The sequence below is a fragment of the Paenibacillus haidiansis genome (genome assembly GCF_036553665.1).
GTDB lineage: Bacteria > Bacillota > Bacilli > Paenibacillales > Paenibacillaceae > Fontibacillus > Fontibacillus haidiansis.
On the sequence record NZ_JAZHPZ010000011.1, the window covers coordinates 148,351 to 166,463 of the forward strand.

An 18,113-nucleotide genomic window follows, 5' to 3' on the forward strand; every position below is an offset into this window, starting at 1 on the left:
TTACTTGGGAGAAAACTGTAAGGTTGGAGGGTGCTAAAACTGTTTAAACTGCTTGGCAACAAAAGATTGTTTGTTTTGTTGATCGGACTCATTCTTTTTATCGCGGTAATGGGCTTCACCCTCGGATCGAGAACCAATCTGTCCTGGCCGGAGAAATTCGTCAAGGATACGGTCGGCTTTGTGCAAAATGTGTTTTACAAGCCCGCTGGCTATATAGCGGGCTTCTTTGAAGATATCTCCAATCTGCATGCGCTGCAGGAGGAAAATGAACAATTGAAAATAGCGCTGGCTCACTATACACGGGATAAAGCGCATTACAACTGGATTGAGCAGGAGAACGTATGGCTGAAGGATGAATTGAATTTTACTTTAGAGCAGAAAGAAATGTATAACTATACCTGGAAGATCGCTCAGGTCATCAGCGTAAACGACGATCCGCTCAACCGGACCGTGGTTGTCAATATCGGAGCCCGGGAAGGTGTCAAGGAAGGCCAGGCTGTTCATTCTGCGGAAGGGCTGGTCGGAGTCGTCAGTCATGTCAGCAATTTCACTTCCACGGTGAAGCTTTTAACGGCGATGGATGCGCTTGACCCGAACTCCAACGGTATCGCCGTAACGGCGGAGGGTAAGGCGAACGAGGTGTTCGGAGTCATCGAATCCTATGACAAAGCGAGCGGCACTTTTCTCATGAGCCGGATTGAAGACCCGAAGGCGCTTGCCGTACATGATACGATCGTGTCCTCAGGCATCGGGGGCGTCTTCCCCCGCGGGATGATTATCGGGGAGGTTACCGACATTCAGGTAGGCGAGTACGGCTTGACCTATACGGCGACGATCAAACCGGCGGCCAGCTTTACCGATTGGAAAGAGCTGTTCATCGTGTTTACACCGGAGGCTGAGAAAGAGTGAGAAGACGCAAATCTATTCTGATTTTGCTGCTGTTTCTTCTGTTCATTGTGGAAGGGACGATCCTTCCCTGGCTGATCCCGACGGCCTGGCAAACCCGAATCGTCCCTCATTTGGTTTATATCGCCATTATATTTTTCTCCGTTTACGAAAACCGTCATACGGGCCTCGTGCTCGGACTTTGCTTCGGATTGCTGCATGATGTCGTTTATTACGGGGCCTTGATCGGGGCTTATTCGTTCGCGATGGGGCTTTGCTGTTACTTGCTGGGTTTACTGCCGCGCAGCCGTCAGACTCCGCTTCCGCTAATGATGATCCTCGTGCTGATCGGCAGCCTGTTGCTCGATTCGACCATTTTCGGTACCTATTCGCTGTTCGGATTGGTCCATGAACCTTATACCTGGGCCTTGATGAATCATATTATTCCCAATGTATTCGTTCAATTTCTGTTCGCTTTGATCATCTATGTGCCGCTAAGACGGCAGCTAGAGATTATCACTAAGCGTCGTTCCCCCGAGGAAAAGAACTGATTTGTCGTCTTTTCCTTCCGGGACAAGCAGGAACTTTCCGCCTTCTGCACGAATTGAATAGGGAGGAGGGACAGGCATATGACGGTAAAACCCAATTACGTTACGATCAAGGGCATCAAAGATGGCCTGGTTTTCCTGCTTGACGACAAGTGCGAACTTACGACTTTGTTGGAAGAATTGCGTTACAAGTTGGAGCATAGTCACCAAACAATTTTGACCGGTCCGATTGTCCATGTCGATGTGAAGCTGGGGACGCGGATCGTAACGGATGATCAAAAAGAAATGATTCTTGATATATTGCGGCAAAAGGGAAACCTGCTGATCCGTTCGGTGGAATCTCCCGAACCGCCGGGAGGCTTCGATCCGCTTCAGTCCATCACGACGCTAAGCGGGATTGTCCGCTCGGGCCAAGTGCTTCATCATGAAGGTAATCTTCTGTTTCTCGGAGACGTGAATCCCGGCGGCACGATCGCCTGCACGGGGGATATCTTCATTCTCGGCTCCCTTCGGGGAATGGCGCATGCCGGATTTGAAGGCAATGAAGAGGCGGTGATCGCGGCCTCTTATTTGGCGCCTACCCAGCTGAGGATCGCCGAGGTGATCAGCCGCCCTCCCGATGAATGGGAAAACCGGGAGACCAGCATGGAATTCGCTTTTTTGCATAACGGCAAGATGCAGATTGATAAAATCGGAAATTTGTTCCGGATCAGGCCGAATTTTAACGCGTTCAAAGGGGTGTAAACAAATGGGAGAAGCTATCGTTATCACATCCGGTAAAGGCGGCGTGGGCAAAACGACGACCTCGGCCAATATCGGCACGGCGCTTGCGTTGCTCGGCAAAAAGGTATGTCTCGTAGACACGGATATCGGTTTGCGCAATCTGGATGTCGTCATGGGATTGGAGAACCGGATTATTTACGATTTAATCGATGTGGCCGAAGGCCGCTGCCGTTTGAATCAGGCGCTCGTTAAGGACAAACGCTTTGATGAACTGTACATGCTGCCGGCCGCGCAGACGAAGGACAAAAACTCCGTAACGCCGGAACAGGTGAAGGATATCGTTCTGGAGCTTAAAAAAGAACACGAATACGTGATCATCGACTGTCCGGCGGGCATCGAGCAGGGGTTCAAAAATGCGATCGCCGGGGCGGACCAGGCGATCGTCGTCACTACGCCCGAGCATGCCGCCGTCCGCGATGCGGACCGGATCATCGGGCTGCTTGAGAGCTCGCATATCTCATCGCCGAAGCTGATTGTCAACCGGATCCGGGCGAATATGGTAAAATCCGGCGACATGCTGGAAATCGAGGACATTCTCCAGGTATTAAATATTGATTTGATCGGCATCGTTCCCGATGACGAGCTAGTGATCAAGGCTGCTAACAACGGCGAGCCGACGGTAATGAACCCGGATTCGCGGGCGGCGATCGCATACCGCAACATCGCCCGGCGGATTCTGGGCGATACGGTCCCGCTCATGCAGCTGGATCAGAAGCAAGGAGTATTTACGCGCTTTAAGAAGTTTTTTGGAATGGGCTGATTTTCGTTGTTTTTTAAATTAAAAAAACTGGACTGGCTGATGGTGTGCATCCTGGTCCTATTTATGGTGTTCAGCACGCTGATGGTCCGAAGCGCCATCGCTCCGTATGAGAATCAATTCAGGGCCTACGATCTGAAGACGCTCGGATTTTATCTCGCCGGCTTTGTCGTTGTGTTCGGTATGGCCTTGGTCGATTACCGGACATTATTGAAATATAGCTGGTATATATACGGAGCAGGCTGCTTCCTGCTCGTCCTGGTATTTCTGTTTGCCCCCGAAATCAACGGTGCCCGCAGCTGGTTTAAGCTCCCCGGCGGGCTGCAATTTCAACCGGCCGAGCTGGTAAAGGTGATTTTGATTCTGACGACCGCATACCTGCTGGGGCAGCGCGAAAGACAACTTTTGCGTTTCCGGCGCGATGTCATTCCGATTTGCGCGGTGACACTGGTTCCTTTCCTGCTCGTCCTGATCCAGCCGGATTTAGGGAACGCGATTATTTATCTGGTCGTGCTGATCGCGATGCTGTGGATCGGCAATGTGAAATACAGCCATGTGTTGATCGGCCTTACCGCCGTCGTTGCGGCCTTGATCGCGTTTGTCACTTTGTTTAATACGTATAATGCCGATATCCGCGATTATTTGGACCAGCATAACAAGCTGCACTGGTATCAGCGGATCAACACATTTATCAATCCGGATCAGGCCTCAAGCGATGAGAAGCACCAGTCGAGCTATGCCAAAGTCGCGATCGGTTCAGGCGGACTGCTCGGTGACGGGTATATGCAGGGGGAACTGAAAAACAAGAAATTCGTACCTTATCCGTATTCGGACTCGATTTTCGTCGTAATTGGCGAGGAGTTCGGATTTTTGGGATCGGCTTTCCTGCTGCTGGTTTATTTTTTGTTTATTTATAGAATGATCCTCATTGCCATGCATTGCATCGATAAAAGGGGCGCCTACATGATCGTCGGCATCGCCGCGATGTTCTTGTTCCAGATCTTCGAGAACGTCGGGATGATGATCGGCTTGATGCCGATTACCGGCATTACGCTGCCGTTCATAAGTTATGGCGGAACCTCGCTGCTTATCAACATGCTGTGCATCGGACTCGTGTTCAGCATTATGCTGCATCAGGAAAAGTATAAAGTGGAAGATTAACCGGCGCCGGGAGTGCCGGTTTTTTCATATTCCGGCCAAGCCCCTCATACATATAAATCACGAGATGTGATCGGGAGGGTGCCTAACGATGGACGTGAAATCGAATGTGCGAAAGCGGCGCGAGGAACGCATCAGACAATTGACGGCGGGGGATTTGGTGGGTGACCCTCCTGCCGGAAGCGGCGATTCACCCGGGGGGAATGCCGGCGGAGGACATGCCGGCATCTATTTACCCAAGCGGCCCCTGCCCGGAGAAGCGGAGCCGGACCCGGAGCTGCTTTGGAAGCGGGGGCAAGGGCGCTGGAACGATCCGGATCCGGGTTCGCCCGGCATGGGCGGCGGCCCGGAGGGGAAGCGGGCCTCGTTTTGGACGATGCTGTTTTTTCGCCTGGTCGTCAGCGCGCTTCTATTTATTTTTATTTGGGGGATCAACCGCTATGAGCCGGCATGGTCCTTCCCCATCAGGGCTTTCGTAGCCCAATCGCTTACCGAGGAGATGGACTTTAGCGCAGCTGAGGCGTGGTACGAGCGGAACTTCGGCGGCCCGCCGTCCTTCATTCCGATCTTTAAGCACAGCGAGGACAAAGGGCTAAAAGTCGGTGCGGCCAGCGGGTTCACGGTTCCGCTTAGCGGCAGTTTGGCCAAGTCGTTTGTTCTCACACTCGGCGGCGTGGAAATTATCCCCTCCGGCGATTCGGGCGTCGCCGAACAGGTTAAAAGCGTAGAGACGGGCCGGGTTCTCAGCGTAACCCGCGACGCGCTGACCGGAATGACGATCGTTGTCCAGCATGCGGAGGGGTACGAATCGGTTTACGGTCACTTAGACCAAGCCGCGGTGGAGAAAGGGGATTGGGTCGAGGGGGGAGATCTCCTCGGATACCTTTCGTCGCGGCAAGATGCCGATCGTCCGACCTTGTATTTCGCCCTGAAAAAGAACGATCGGTATATCGATCCCGCGGATGTGATTCCGTTTGATTAAATGGGGCGGCATGAGCATATCCTTTCATCCGTTGTTCGTCTTGATTATGCTGGCCTCCGTGTTCACCGGTCACTTTTTGGAGCTGCTCGCCTTGTTCGCGATCGTGTTTGTGCACGAGCTTGGCCATGTCGGATGTGCGAGATTGTTCGGCATCCCCGTGTTGTCCATACAGTTGCTCCCCTTTGGCGGAGTTGCGGTAATGGAGGATACCGGGCAATTGACGGCCGGCCGGGAGCTGGCCATCGCTTTGGCCGGACCGGCGCAAAATCTGCTCATGATCGCAATTTCCTGGGTTCTGCATGCCGCCGGGATATGGGAGGGCCCTTTTTTTTCTTATTTTGTGGAGAGCAATTTCCTCATAGCTATGTTTAATCTGCTGCCGATCCTGCCGCTGGACGGAGGGAAAGTCGCTCAGGCACTATGTAGCTGGGTTCTTCCGTACCATGCGACCCTGGTCTGGTCGCTCAGGATCAGTCTGATTTTCAGCTTGCTTGTGGTTGTGTATGCGGTCGTCCCGCTTTTGTCCGGATTCGGAGACGTACAGCTTAATCTTTTGCTGGTGGGCGCGTTTTTGCTGTATTCCAATCTGATGGACTATCGGAATATTCCATACCGTTTCGTGCGCTTTTTGGTGAACCGGGAAAATGCATTTACTCTCCACCTTTTGCGCGGAAGCTTGGCTCAGCCGATCGTAACCGATAAAATGAAACCTTTGGATCAAATTTTACGTCTCTTTAGGAGGGAAAAGTACCATTTCATCTATATTATGAACTCTCGAGGGAAAATTGTGGCCGTGGTTCCCGAGCAGCGGGTCGTATCCTCTTATTTGCGGGGCGATCCCGGAGCTTGATTCTCTTTAGCCGTGATATAATGTAGATGAATGTTCGATAGACAACGATGAATGAGGGTGAGATCAATGAAACAGTTGATTGTTCACTGCGGCCCTGATTCCACCCAGATAGCGCTGCTGGAGAGGGACAAGCTAGTAGAGTATGCGGCGGAGCGCTCTGAAAAAAGAGGATTGGCAGGCAGTTTTTTCAAAGGCAAAGTAACGAACGTGATACCCGGAATGCAGGCGGCTTTTGTCGACATCGGGCAGAAGAAGAATGCGTTTCTCTATATTGATGATTTATTGCATCCCCATCTCGAGAAGCAGCCGAAGCGGAAGCCCGCGATTTCGGAATTGCTTAAACCGGGTCAAGAGCTGATCGTCCAGGTTGTAAAAGAAGCGCTCGGCAACAAGGGCGCGCGGGTGACGACGCATTACTCGCTCCCGGGGCGGTGGCTTGTCTATATGCCGTCGGCCGGTTACGTGGCCGTCTCCAAGAAGATCGGCCGGGAGGAGGAGCGGGCAAGGCTCAAGGAAATCGGCGAAGAGCTGCGGACCGAGGAAGAAGGACTAATTCTGAGGACGGTTGCGGAGCATGCCCATAAAGAAGATATTGCGGAGGATCTGGCCCAGCTGCGTGAACAGTGGGAGACGATCCGGGCCAAAGGCCGGGAGAGCGCTTCGGCTCCTTCCGTTCTGCATCAAGACCTAAGCATGGTGCAGCGCCTGATGCGGGATGTATACAGCCCGGAGACGGACGAATTGATTATGGACTGTCCGGAGCAAGCCGGAGAGGCTGCCGCTTTCCTGGCGAGCATGCTGCACGGCAAAGAACCGAATATCATGATTTACGGAGGGGATACGCCTCTGTTCGATTATTATGGGATCAACCAGCGGTTGGACAAGGATTTTCAGCGCAAGCTGTGGCTGCCCGGAGGGGGATATCTTGTCTGGGACACGACCGAAGCCCTGACGGTGATCGATGTCAACACGGGCAAGTTCACCGGCGGCGAAAATCTGGAGGATACCGTGTACCGCACGAATTTGGAAGCGGCCCGGGAAATCGCCCGGCTCGTGCGGCTGCGGGATACCGGCGGCATCATTATCGTCGATTTCATCGATATGATTAATGAGGAGCATCGCACGGCCGTATGGGACGTTTTGGAGGAGGGGCTGACCGGCGACAGGACACAGCATCATATTCTGGGCTGGACCAAGCTGGGACTGCTCGAAATGACGCGGAAAAGAATTAGGGAGCAGCCTGTTTTTCAAGGTAATGATTGATTTCTGGGCCGCCCCGTGATAATATATTGAAGTATGTGTTATGAGTTGGTCTTGTACACATGCTGTAACCGCTCCGATCGGGTTGGGAAGACCGCTATCCTTTTAGGCGGCGGCACCTGGATTAGGCGAGTCTGAGACATGAGGAGGTGCAAGCAAAATGTACGCAATTATCGAAACTGGCGGTAAACAATACCGTGTTCAAGAAGGCGATGTTCTTTACATCGAGAAATTGAACGCTGAAGACGGCGCAAGCGTGAAGTTCGACCGTGTGCTCGCGGTATTGAAAGGCGAAGGTTTGGTAACGGGAACTCCATTGGTATCCGGCGCAAGTGTAACGGCGAAAGTCGAAAAACACGGCAAAGGCCAAAAAGTGGTCGTTTACAAATACAAACCTAAAAAGAACTACCACAAAAAGCAAGGTCATCGTCAACCTTACACAAAAGTGACCATCGAGAAAATCGAAGCGTAAGCGGGTGTACGATAATGATTATCGTCTCCATTTTACGCAACAAGGCTAACGACATAACCGGATTTAAAGTGTCAGGCCATGCGGGCTATGCCGATCGGGGCGAGGATATTGTATGCGCCGGCGTATCCGCCGTTACCGTAGGTACGGTGAACGCCATCGAAGCGCTGACGGGAACCGTGATGATTGCCAAGATGAAGAACGGCTTTCTTAATGCGGTCCTTCCCGGCGATGTATCTCCCGAGGCGGCCGGGCAGGTGCAACTGCTGCTTTCTTCCATGGTCGTCATGCTTGAGAGTATCGAAGGCACATACGGGAAGTATATTCAAATAAAAGACGTAACTACTTGAAGAAGGAGGTAGATGGACAATGTTGAAATTGGATCTTCAGTTGTTCGCTTCGAAAAAGGGCGTAGGCTCCACAAAGAACGGACGCGACAGCATCGCGAAACGCCTTGGCGTGAAACGTGCTGACGGCCAACTCGTTACGGGCGGAAGCATTCTCGTTCGTCAACGCGGCACGAAAATTCATCCGGGTACCAACGTGGGCATCGGCAGCGACGACACCCTGTTTGCAAAAGTGGACGGCGTTGTGAAATTCGAACGTTGGGGCCGCGACCGCAAAAAAGTGAGCGTCTACCCGGTAGAAACCGCTCCAGTGGCGGCTGCAGTAGAAGCTTAAGAGCCAAGCTGCTTTAAGCGAGGCTTATAAAGCCCTCGGCATGTGAATGCCGGGGGCTTTTTTTAATCGATACGCCTATATTTTGAATCATTATTTGAACAAGGTTTGTGATATACTGGGTATTGATGCCAGGGTGGAAGGTCCACCCAATCTGTTAGAGGAACGGGGAAACGCATGAAACATCGGTTCGTGGCGCCGGCGATCGTGGCGGCTCTATCCATAGCTTGTCTATTCCTAATGTATTTCTTTCATTCTCCGGCGGGCTACATCATTCTTAGCCTGTGCTTACTGTCTTTGTTCTTCGGTTATACAAGATATGTGCAAAGACAAGCGGAGAACGAGCGCAGGCAACTGCTTGAGTCGGTGCAAAGAACGGCTACGGCGACTCTAGGCCATCACCGGCATGACTGGATGAACGATCTGCAAGTTCTATACGGTTATATTCGGTTGGGCAAATATGATAAACTGGCAGGCTGTGTGGAAAGAATAAAAGAACGAATGGCCGAAGACAGCAAAATTTCCAGGCTAGGGATACCGTCGCTCGTCTTCTTTCTGCATTCCTTCCGCGAGCTGAACAAGTCGGTTCAACTGGAAGTTTGCGTCGAGGACGATTTGCAGCTGGGGGATCTGCTTGCGGCGGAGGACGCGGAGGAATTCACCGAAGCGATCACCGCGGCGATCCGGGCTTATCAGTTTTCCGGGCGCTCTTCCTGGGGAGAAACCTTGCGGCTCAAACTGTCCCTCGGCCGGGAGGGCGGCGAGGTGCTTGCCGTATTTGAACGGGAAGACGGGGCTTCGGACAACGCGGATATCTTGAAGCGGCATCTGGAGGAATGGCATTCCGGCAGGAGCGTGCTTGCGGAGCGGGCGGATTCGGGCCCCTCATCCATGAGAATCCGGGCGGCTATCCGCAATATAAAATGAGGTGAATTCATGTTTGTAGATAAAGCGAAGATTTATGTTAAAGGAGGCGACGGCGGGGACGGCATCGTCGCTTTCCGCCGGGAGAAGTACGTCCCGGAAGGAGGTCCTGCCGGCGGTGACGGCGGCAAGGGCGGGGACATCGTGTTCCGGGTCGACGAAGGCCTGAGGACGCTGATGGACTTCCGCTACCAGCGCCATTTCAAGGCGCAGCGCGGCGAGAAGGGCCGCAACAAAAGCCAGCACGGCGCGAATGCGGAAGATATGATCGTCCGTATCCCGCCGGGAACGGTGATCATCGATGACGATACGCAGGAGGTGCTGGCGGATATGACGCGGCATGGTCAGCAGATCGTCGTCGCCAGAGGCGGCCGCGGCGGCCGCGGCAACATCCGCTTCGCCACGCCGAACAATCCGGCGCCCGAACTCGCCGAGCACGGCGAGGAAGGCGAGGAGCGCTATATTGTGCTGGAGCTTAAGGTAATGGCGGATGTCGGCCTCGTCGGCTTCCCCAGCGTCGGCAAGTCGACGCTGCTCTCGGTCGTATCGGCGGCCAAGCCGAAGATCGGCGCATACCACTTTACGACGATTACGCCGAATCTCGGCGTAGTCGATGTTGGCGAAGGGCGCAGCTTTGTGATGGCCGACTTGCCCGGCCTGATCGAAGGGGCCCATGAAGGAGTCGGGTTGGGGCATGAATTTCTGCGCCATGTGGAACGGACCCGGCTCATTATCCATGTCGTCGACATGGCCGGCTCGGAAGGGCGGGATCCGTTCGATGATTGGCTGAAAATCAACGACGAGCTGAAGCTGTATAACGTCGATCTCGAGAATCGCCCGCAAATTGTGGCCGCCAACAAAATGGACATGCCCGAAGCGCAGGAGAATTTGAAGATATTCCGCGAGCAGGTGAAGGAGGTAAGGCCGGATCTTGAGGTGCTCCCGATTTCCTCCTTGACCCGCGAAGGCGTGCAGGAATTGCTCTACCGCGCCGCCGACATGCTGGATCAAATCCCGGAAGAGCCGGCGATCGAGGAAGTGACCGAGGTTGCGGAACGTAAAATTTATACGCTGGATAAGACGGAAGACAACAGCTTTACGATCCGCAGGGAAAATGAAACCTTTATCGTCGAAAGCCCGAGGATCGAGCGGATGATGAAGCGAATGCAGCTCAATACGCATGACGCGATCCTGAAGCTGGCACGTACGCTGCGCCACATGGGCGTCGACGACGAGCTTCGCAACCGTGGGGCCAAAGACGGCACGATCGTCCGAATCGGTGATTTCGAATTCGAATTCGTGGAAGGCAGCAGCTACTATTAATAATGGAATAACGGATAGACATCATGAAACGGGTACCGTCCTCATACAGGATGCTGTGGCCCGTTTTATGCATATTGGGGAAAATCCGCGCGTCTAATTCACAAATATGGATTGCCTGCATGTAAGGTTTCAGTTATAATGTCCACTATACAAAAACAAGGGTCTTTAAGGAGAGGACGTTCGTGAAAGAACGCTATTATTTGGTCCGTGAGGATATTTTGCCGGAAGCGGTCATCAAGACGCTGCAGGTCAAGCAGCTTTTGGCGGCAGGAGACGCAAAGACGGTGCATGAGGCGGTGGCTCAGGTAGGCTTGAGCCGCAGCGCTTTTTATAAATACAAGGATGGGATTCATCTGTTAAACCAGATTGAACGGGAAAGCATTGTGACGATATCCTTCGATCTGGAACACCGCTCGGGCATCCTGTCCAAAGTGTTGGGTTTCATCGCGAGTTCGGGCGGCAATGTGTTGACGATCAATCAGAGTATTCCGCTGCAGGGAAGAGCCAATGTGGTCATCTCGGTGGAGACCTCCCGGCTGACGGAAGAATTGAATACCATGCTCGAACAACTGCAGGGGATTCCCGGCGTAAGAAAGATACAAATTGTCGGGCAAGGATAAGTGGCGGATCGAGCGAAACGGTAAGCGGTAAGAATGCGATATTGGAATTGGAGTATATCATTGGGAGGGGTTAGAAGGTGAAACCCGTTAAGGTAGGATTGCTTGGGTTAGGAACGGTCGGAACCGGGGTCGTGCGGATCGTGGAAGGGCATCAGGAGGACCTTAGCAGTCAAGTCGGCTCGCCGATCGTGATTGAGAAAGTGGCGGTCAAAAGTCTGGACAAAAAAAGGAATATCGAGATCGACCGCAGCAAGCTGACGGAGGATCCGTGGGAGGTCATCCGCGACCCGGAAATCGACGTCGTCGTTGAAGTGATGGGCGGCATTAGCGGTACGAGAGAATATATACTGGAAGCCCTTGAGCGCGGCAAGCATATCGTAACGGCCAATAAGGATTTGATGGCGCTTTACGGGTCCGAAGTTTTGGCCAAGGCGCAGGAGAAGCAGTGCGATGTTTTCTATGAGGCCAGCGTTGCCGGCGGCATACCGATCGTCCGCACTTTAATCGAGGGGTTCTCCTCGGACCGGATCATGAAGATTATGGGCATTGTGAACGGGACGACGAACTATATTTTGTCCAAAATGAGCCAGGAGGGCGCTTCTTATGAGGACGTGCTCAAGGAGGCCCAGGAGCTTGGGTATGCCGAAGCGGATCCGACCTCCGATGTAGAGGGCTTGGATGCCGCGCGCAAAATGGCGATACTGGGGACGCTCGGTTTCCGGACGAATGTGGAGCTTCAGGATGTGGAGGTCCGTGGCATTTCCTCGGTTACTAAGGAGGATATCCAATTTGCGAAGCGGCTCGGATATGAAATGAAGCTGCTCGGCATCGCGGACCGCCAGGACGATGAATTCAGCATCAGCGTACAGCCCACCTTGGTGAAGAAAACCCATCCGATCGCGGCGGTGAACGGCGTTTACAATGCGGTTTACGTTTACGGCGAAGCCGTAGGCGAAACGATGTTCTATGGGGCCGGAGCCGGAGAGATGCCGACGGCGACCTCCGTCGTGGCCGATTTGGTGGAAGTCGTCAAAAATATGAAGCTCGGCGTCAACGGATTGAAGGCAATCGTACCTTACAAGCAGAAAAAGCTGAAGAGCGACGAGCAAATAGCCTATAAAAATTTCTTGTTGCTTCAGGTGGCCGACAAAGCCGGGGTACTGGCGCAGATTACCCAGGTTTTTGCGGAGTATGAAGTGAGCCTGGAATCGGTGGTTCAGTCGCCTAATGCGGATACGCCGGACGTGGAGATCATCATTGTGACCCATAACGCGAGCAAAGCCAGTATGGAACAAGTGCTGAACCATTTCGGCGACATGGATGCCATCCGCCGGATTAAGAGCGTATACCGGGTGGAAGGCTAGAATTAATTTAATATTAGTCTTTACGTCCATAACATTTAGAATTCCACCTGCATAAAGGAGTTTCATCCCATGAATGGCACTGATATGCTTATAAACTTAAAACCATATGGAGGGGGGATCCGCCATGATCGCAACTAGAGGAGTTCGGGTGAGAATCCCGGCCAGTACGGCGAATTTGGGCCCGGGTTTCGATACGCTCGGCATGGCGCTCACCCTCTATGCTTGGATCGAGATGAAACCGGCCGAATCCACGGTATTTCATCTGTATGGAGACAATCTGGACGGTTTGCCGAAAGACAAGAGCAACCTGATTTATAAAGTCGCCCAATCTGTGTTTAAGGAAGCGGGGGTTTCTGTTCCCGAACTGGAAATCAGCATGTATTCCGACATCCCATTAACCAGGGGACTGGGCAGCAGTGCTTCGGCGATTGTCGGCGCGCTGTACGCCGCCAATTTGCTTATCGGTTCGCCGTTAGATGAACATAAACTGTTCGACATGGCCACGACGCTGGAGAACCATCCCGACAATGTGGGAGCCTCGCTGTTCGGCGGAATTATCACCGCCGTCTGGGACGGTTCCCATGCTGCGGCGCTGCGGATCGAACCGCCTGCCGATCTTGAAGTGCTGGTCGCGATTCCAGATTTTCAGCTATCGACATCCAAGGCGCGCGAGATCCTGCCCCGGCAGGTTGAACTGAGCGACGCCGTTTACAATGTCAGCAGAGCATCCTTGCTTACGGCGGCTCTGGCCTCCGGCCGGCTGGATCTGATCAAGGATGCGATGCGCGACCGGCTGCATCAGCCTTACCGGGCCGCTCTCGTCCCGGGAATGGCTCGTATTCTGGACGAAGCGACGGCGAACGGCGCGCTGGGCACGGCGCTTAGCGGCGCGGGTCCCACCTTGCTGGCGCTCGTGGACCGCCGGAGCAACCGGCGCGAGGAATTAAAGCAATTTTTGCTGAAGACGCTCGGGCAAGAGGGAATCACCGCCAAGACGATTTGGCTTAAACCTTGCACAGATGGCGTTACCGAGCTTACTATGGTAAATGAGATTTCATTATTGGATTTGATCAAAGGGGAAGTTAAAGCATGAAACGAATTGCATTGCTGCCGGAAGGTTCGGTGTCGCACGAAGCGGTACTGCATTTGTTTGCCGATGAACCGGTGGAACTGATTCATTTCAAGCAAATCTCCGATGTGTTTCTGGCGACCGCGAGCGGCAAAACCTATTACAGCGTAGTTCCGATAGAAAACACGATCGAAGGCTCGGTAAGCTTGCATATGGATTGGCTTGTTCACGAGGTGGATATTCCGATGCAAATCGAATGGGTGTATCCTTCAATTCAGAACCTCGTCGGCCGGCGGGAGGAATTCGCTCCGTCCTCCGATGGCGATATCGACTACTCACGAGTAGCCAAGGTGCTGTCCCACCCGGTCGCCATGGCCCAGTGCCTGCAGTTTATCCGCGCACACATGCCGAACGCCGAGCTAGAGCATGTCGGCAGTACGTCCGAAGCCGTTGAACTGGTGAAGCAGAATCCGGGCAAAGGCTGGACCGCTGTCGGAACGGCCTTGGGCGCCAAGCGGCACGGTTTGGACATTCTCGCGGAGAAAGTGACCGATCACGACAACAACTATACGCGCTTCGTATTGATCGGCTCGGATCCGGTGCAAATTCCGGCCCCGAAATCCGAAGACAAAACGAGCATCCTCGTGACCTTGCCCGAGGATTTTCCGGGCGCGCTTCATCAGGTGCTGTCGGCATTCGCCTGGCGCAAGCTGAATTTGTCGCGGATCGAATCCCGGCCGACGAAGAAACGGCTTGGAAGTTACTATTTTTACATGGATGTGCTGGCTCCCCTGGATTCGGTGCTTCTCCCTTCCGCCATCGGCGAAATCGAAGCATTGGGCTGCCAGGTGCGAATTCTGGGCACTTATCCCAGCTACACTTATGAAGGACTAAAATCGGAGGTGCAAAAGTAGTGGCACAGCAATGGATCTACTTAGACGGACAATTCGTAACAAAAGAAGATGCAAAGGTATCGGTTTTTGACCACGGTTTTTTATACGGCGACGGGATTTTTGAAGGAATTCGCATCTATAACGGCAATATCTTTAAATGCAAGGCCCACCTGGATCGCCTGTACGACTCGGCCAAATCGATCATGCTCGATATTCCGCTGACCTATCAGGAAATGGAAGAAGCGCTTGTGGAAACGCTGCGCCGCAATGATCTTCGGGACGGATATATCCGTTTGGTCGTATCGCGCGGGGCCGGCAATTTGGGGCTCGATCCGAACCGCTGTCCGAAGGCATCGGTCGTCATCATCGTGGAGCAGCTGGCCATTTATTCGGAAGAGGCTTACAAGACTGGTTTGAAAACGGTGAGCGTCTCCACCAGACGCAACATTCCGGATGCGCTCAATCCGAAAATCAAATCTCTGAACTATTTGAACAATATTTTGGTCAAGATCCAGTCGAATCTGGCCGGAGCGGGCGAAGCAATCATGCTGAACGCTCAAGGATATGTCACCGAGGGTTCGGGGGATAACATTTTTATCGTCAAAAACGGAGTGATCACCACGCCGCCTTGTTATCTGGGTGCGCTCGACGGGATTACCCGCCAGGCGATCATAGAAATCTGCCACAAAAAAGGCTACAGCATCAAAGAAGAACCATTCACGCTTCATGACGTGTATGTCGCCGACGAAGTGTTCCTGACCGGAACGGCGGCCGAAGTTATCGCGGTCCGGGAAGTGGACGGCCGAATCATCGGCGAAGGCCACGCCGGCCCGATCACGCTCAATCTGCTTGAAGAATTCCGCAGCATCGTCGATAAAGACGGCTTGAAGGTTTGGTAAATGTAATTAGGGTTCAAGGGATCCCGCTTGCTCTCGGAAGAGAGGGGCGGGATTTTTTATTTTGTCTTGGATGTCAAAAAGCTGGGCTCCTGCATAGGATGTATTAATTGGGCCCCGGGCGGGAGAATCGCGTTCCGGAGAAGATATCTAGGAGGTCTTTAGCGCGTGAAAATTCACATTGTAAAAAAGGGAGACACTCTGTACGATCTTGCAAAAAAGTATAATGTGCCTCTTCAGAAGCTGATTGAAGCCAATCCGCAAATCACGAATCCTGATCAATTGAACCTGGGCGATAAGGTCAAAATCCCGGCGGCTGCGGTACCCGTCGATAATGACGGGAGCAATGTCTACAAGCATGTAGTCAAACAAGGGGATTCCTTATGGAAACTGGCCAAGGCCTGGGGGCTTCCGTTACAAACCCTGATTGAGGCCAATCCAGGGCTTAGTGATCCCAATGTCCTGAAGGTCGGGGAGATCGTCAATATTCCGGTTCAAGGCCAAGACCCGGCCAATCCGTCGGCAGGCTATGAAAACGAGAATAAAGCCCCGAACGTGTCCGGTGCCGCCGGAAAGAAAAACACGGCTCCGAAATTCGAAAATGTAAAGCCCGAAAATGTGAAAGCCGAGGAAACGAAACCGAAGCAGCCTAATGTCAATCTTCAGGCACCGGCTCAAACGCAAGTCCCGGCACCGGTAAATGTAGCGCCTCCAAAGGCCGCACCTGTCCCGATCCAGGTTGAAATCGGCGTTGAACAAATTACTTACCAAACGATTAAATCAGAGAATGTCAAACCGGAAGCCATTAAAGCGGAAAAATCGGAGTGTCCGCCGATTGCTGAGTACCCTGTGCTTCCTTCGCCGCAACATTATCAGGTTGAGCCGGCGTACATCGCTCCGGCCCCAGCTTACCCTTCTCCGTGCGGTTGTTCCGGCGGATATGCAAATCACATGGAGAATATAATGCCAATATCCAATGTAGCGCCGCTATCCAATATGGCACCAATGTCGAATATGGCACCAATGTCGAATATGGCACCAATGTCGAATATAGCGCCTATGGGCATGGAGAATGTAATGCCAATGGAAAATATAAAACCAATGGAGAATGAAAATTTGTTTTATCAATACCAAATGCCTGCTGAACAGGTGGCTTCTTATTATGACTTCCCGCAAATACCGCACGAAAACGCAATGGTTGCCGGTCACTCTTACGGCGGCGGGGAATATCCGGGCATTTCCAACGCTCCTATGGCTCAAATGTCGGAAAATATAAGTCCGGGCTACTATGAATATCCGAAGGAAAATAAACCGTTTAAAGCTCCGATGCAGCAGGCCGTGATGGGGGCAAATTATCCGGCAAACGCTCCACATCCTAATGAAGCGTATCCGACCGCAGTTTCGCCGCAAGGATATGGCGGACCAATCCCATATGGACCGTCCCATTGCTGCAACCCCGATACGTTGTATCAACATTCCTACCATCATTCTTACTATTATCCTCATCAACAACAGTACGGTATGTTTCATCCCTACGGGATGTCCGATTATGGCTATCCTCAAGCAGAACCATATGGCTGGGCGGGGGGCGCCCCGGTTCATTCCTATGTTCCCGGATCTCCGCTTGGAGGGTTCGGCGTTCCGGAACCCGTGCCGTTCGATCGCGATACGGTGGACGTAGAAGCGAACGGATCTATTCCGGAGCAAGCTGCAGAGAATATTGAAAAGGCAGAGATAAAGACTAGTGAAAAGAAAGCCAAGAAGGAGGTAAAGATTTCAGAGACGGCGTCGGAAAAAACAGAAAAGAAGAAACCGGTATCCGTATCGGGGAATTCGGCGAAAAAAAGCCGGCAGAACTCCGGGCGCCAAAAAAGATCCAACCAACGCAATCCATGGATCAGATAATAAAACGGTAATCAGGCTAAAGTGGAGAGCGAGTTTCTCCGCTTTAGCTTTGCCTTTTTTATGAGGAAATCTCGGCATATTAGACAAATTCCGGCATTTACCATCGTTAAATTACTTGAGCATGGTGCGAATATATGATATAGTAAATATCCCGATGAACGAGCTGTTCATTGGATGAAAGCCGGCTCAAGTTGATGACTGAAAATTCTATCAAAAAAATGCTTGCTTTCTTAGATTGAATATGATATATTATTTAAGTCGCCGCTGAAACACGGCGGTAACGAAAATGAAGTTGATCTTTGAAAACTGAACAACGAGTGAGTATTAAAATGAGAATTAATTTCTCGTCAGTTTTGAAATGAGCAAGTCAAACATCGGATGGAACACCTCATACCTTCAGGCATGAGCCTCCTTCCGATCCTTATTGGAGAGTTTGATCCTGGCTCAGGACGAACGCTGGCGGCGTGCCTAATACATGCAAGTCGAGCGGAGTTAATCGGGAGCTTGCTCCTGATTAACTTAGCGGCGGACGGGTGAGTAACACGTAGGCAACCTGCCCGTAAGACCGGGATAACTACCGGAAACGGTAGCTAATACCGGATAATTTATCTTGTCGCATGGCGAGATAATGAAAGGCGGAGCAATCTGTCACTTACGGATGGGCCTGCGGCGCATTAGCTAGTTGGTGGGGTAACGGCTCACCAAGGCGACGATGCGTAGCCGACCTGAGAGGGTGAACGGCCACACTG

At 52.5% G+C, this 18,113-nt stretch carries 19 protein-coding genes, 1 rRNA gene and 1 other annotated feature; all 20 genes read left to right on the forward strand.

The window, feature by feature from the left end; translation table 11 throughout:
• Positions 1-30 precede the first annotated feature (30 nt).
• Positions 31-909: a rod shape-determining protein MreC gene (mreC, locus tag V3851_RS19495; protein WP_331848226.1), complete on the forward strand. Its 879-nt coding sequence runs from the start codon at positions 31-33 to the stop codon at positions 907-909.
• The gene (mreD, locus tag V3851_RS19500) at positions 906-1,436 is read left to right on the forward strand and encodes a rod shape-determining protein MreD (RefSeq protein ID WP_331848227.1); all 531 of its coding nucleotides are present in this window, start codon (positions 906-908) and stop codon (positions 1,434-1,436) included. Before mreC ends, mreD begins: the two co-directional genes overlap by 4 nt.
• A 78-nt stretch (positions 1,437-1,514) precedes the next feature.
• Positions 1,515-2,177: a septum site-determining protein MinC gene (minC, locus tag V3851_RS19505; RefSeq protein WP_331848228.1), complete on the forward strand. Its 663-nt coding sequence runs from the start codon at positions 1,515-1,517 to the stop codon at positions 2,175-2,177.
• Positions 2,178-2,181: 4 nt separating this feature from the next.
• Positions 2,182-2,976 carry a septum site-determining protein MinD gene (gene minD / locus V3851_RS19510; RefSeq protein ID WP_331848229.1) on the forward strand — a complete coding sequence of 265 codons (795 nt, stop codon included), beginning with the start codon at positions 2,182-2,184 and terminating at the stop codon, positions 2,974-2,976.
• Between the two features lie 6 nt (positions 2,977-2,982).
• On the forward strand, positions 2,983-4,134 hold the full coding sequence (locus tag V3851_RS19515) for an FtsW/RodA/SpoVE family cell cycle protein (RefSeq protein WP_331848230.1): 1,152 nt from the start codon (positions 2,983-2,985) through the stop codon (positions 4,132-4,134).
• An 88-nt stretch (positions 4,135-4,222) separates the two neighbouring features.
• The gene (locus tag V3851_RS19520; protein ID WP_331848231.1) at positions 4,223-5,113 is read left to right on the forward strand and encodes a M23 family metallopeptidase; all 891 of its coding nucleotides are present in this window, start codon (positions 4,223-4,225) and stop codon (positions 5,111-5,113) included.
• A complete protein-coding gene (locus V3851_RS19525; protein ID WP_331848232.1) occupies positions 5,106-5,963 on the forward strand; it encodes a M50 family metallopeptidase in 858 nt (285 codons plus the stop codon). The genes V3851_RS19520 and V3851_RS19525 overlap by 8 nt, the downstream gene beginning before the upstream one ends.
• Positions 5,964-6,029: 66 nt before the next feature.
• Complete coding sequence (locus V3851_RS19530) at positions 6,030-7,226, forward strand: Rne/Rng family ribonuclease (RefSeq protein WP_331848233.1); 1,197 nt, start codon at positions 6,030-6,032, stop codon at positions 7,224-7,226.
• A 56-nt stretch (positions 7,227-7,282) separates the two neighbouring features.
• Positions 7,283-7,369 (forward strand) — a sequence feature (ribosomal protein L21 leader region).
• 14 nt (positions 7,370-7,383) lie between these two features.
• Entirely contained in the window at positions 7,384-7,695 is a 312-nt protein-coding gene (rplU, locus tag V3851_RS19535; protein ID WP_331848234.1) for a 50S ribosomal protein L21, read from the forward strand.
• 14 nt (positions 7,696-7,709) lie between these two features.
• On the forward strand, positions 7,710-8,042 hold the full coding sequence (locus V3851_RS19540) for a ribosomal-processing cysteine protease Prp (RefSeq protein WP_331848235.1): 333 nt from the start codon (positions 7,710-7,712) through the stop codon (positions 8,040-8,042).
• A gap of 19 nt (positions 8,043-8,061) precedes the next feature.
• Entirely contained in the window at positions 8,062-8,373 is a 312-nt protein-coding gene (rpmA, locus tag V3851_RS19545) for a 50S ribosomal protein L27 (RefSeq protein WP_331848236.1), read from the forward strand.
• A gap of 174 nt (positions 8,374-8,547) precedes the next feature.
• The gene (locus tag V3851_RS19550) at positions 8,548-9,297 is read left to right on the forward strand and encodes a Spo0B domain-containing protein (protein ID WP_331848237.1); all 750 of its coding nucleotides are present in this window, start codon (positions 8,548-8,550) and stop codon (positions 9,295-9,297) included.
• A 9-nt stretch (positions 9,298-9,306) separates the two neighbouring features.
• Positions 9,307-10,617, forward strand: a complete 1,311-nt coding sequence (gene obgE, locus V3851_RS19555; protein WP_331848238.1) for a GTPase ObgE — start codon at positions 9,307-9,309, stop codon at positions 10,615-10,617.
• 182 nt (positions 10,618-10,799) lie between these two features.
• Complete coding sequence (locus V3851_RS19560; RefSeq protein ID WP_331848239.1) at positions 10,800-11,237, forward strand: ACT domain-containing protein; 438 nt, start codon at positions 10,800-10,802, stop codon at positions 11,235-11,237.
• Between the two features lie 77 nt (positions 11,238-11,314).
• Positions 11,315-12,601 (forward strand): homoserine dehydrogenase, encoded by a 1,287-nt coding sequence (locus V3851_RS19565; protein WP_331848240.1) that lies wholly within the window; start codon positions 11,315-11,317, stop codon positions 12,599-12,601.
• A gap of 124 nt (positions 12,602-12,725) precedes the next feature.
• Positions 12,726-13,694, forward strand: coding sequence for a homoserine kinase (gene thrB / locus V3851_RS19570; protein WP_331848241.1), 969 nt, complete (start codon positions 12,726-12,728; stop codon positions 13,692-13,694).
• Positions 13,691-14,584: a prephenate dehydratase gene (pheA, locus tag V3851_RS19575; RefSeq protein WP_331848242.1), complete on the forward strand. Its 894-nt coding sequence runs from the start codon at positions 13,691-13,693 to the stop codon at positions 14,582-14,584. Before thrB ends, pheA begins: the two co-directional genes overlap by 4 nt.
• Positions 14,584-15,462, forward strand: a complete 879-nt coding sequence (ilvE, locus tag V3851_RS19580; protein WP_331848243.1) for a branched-chain-amino-acid transaminase — start codon at positions 14,584-14,586, stop codon at positions 15,460-15,462. The genes pheA and ilvE overlap by 1 nt, the downstream gene beginning before the upstream one ends.
• A gap of 165 nt (positions 15,463-15,627) precedes the next feature.
• A complete protein-coding gene (locus V3851_RS19585) occupies positions 15,628-17,364 on the forward strand; it encodes a LysM peptidoglycan-binding domain-containing protein (RefSeq protein WP_331848244.1) in 1,737 nt (578 codons plus the stop codon).
• A 421-nt stretch (positions 17,365-17,785) separates the two neighbouring features.
• Positions 17,786-18,113, forward strand: a 16S ribosomal RNA gene (locus V3851_RS19590); the annotation flags it as partial.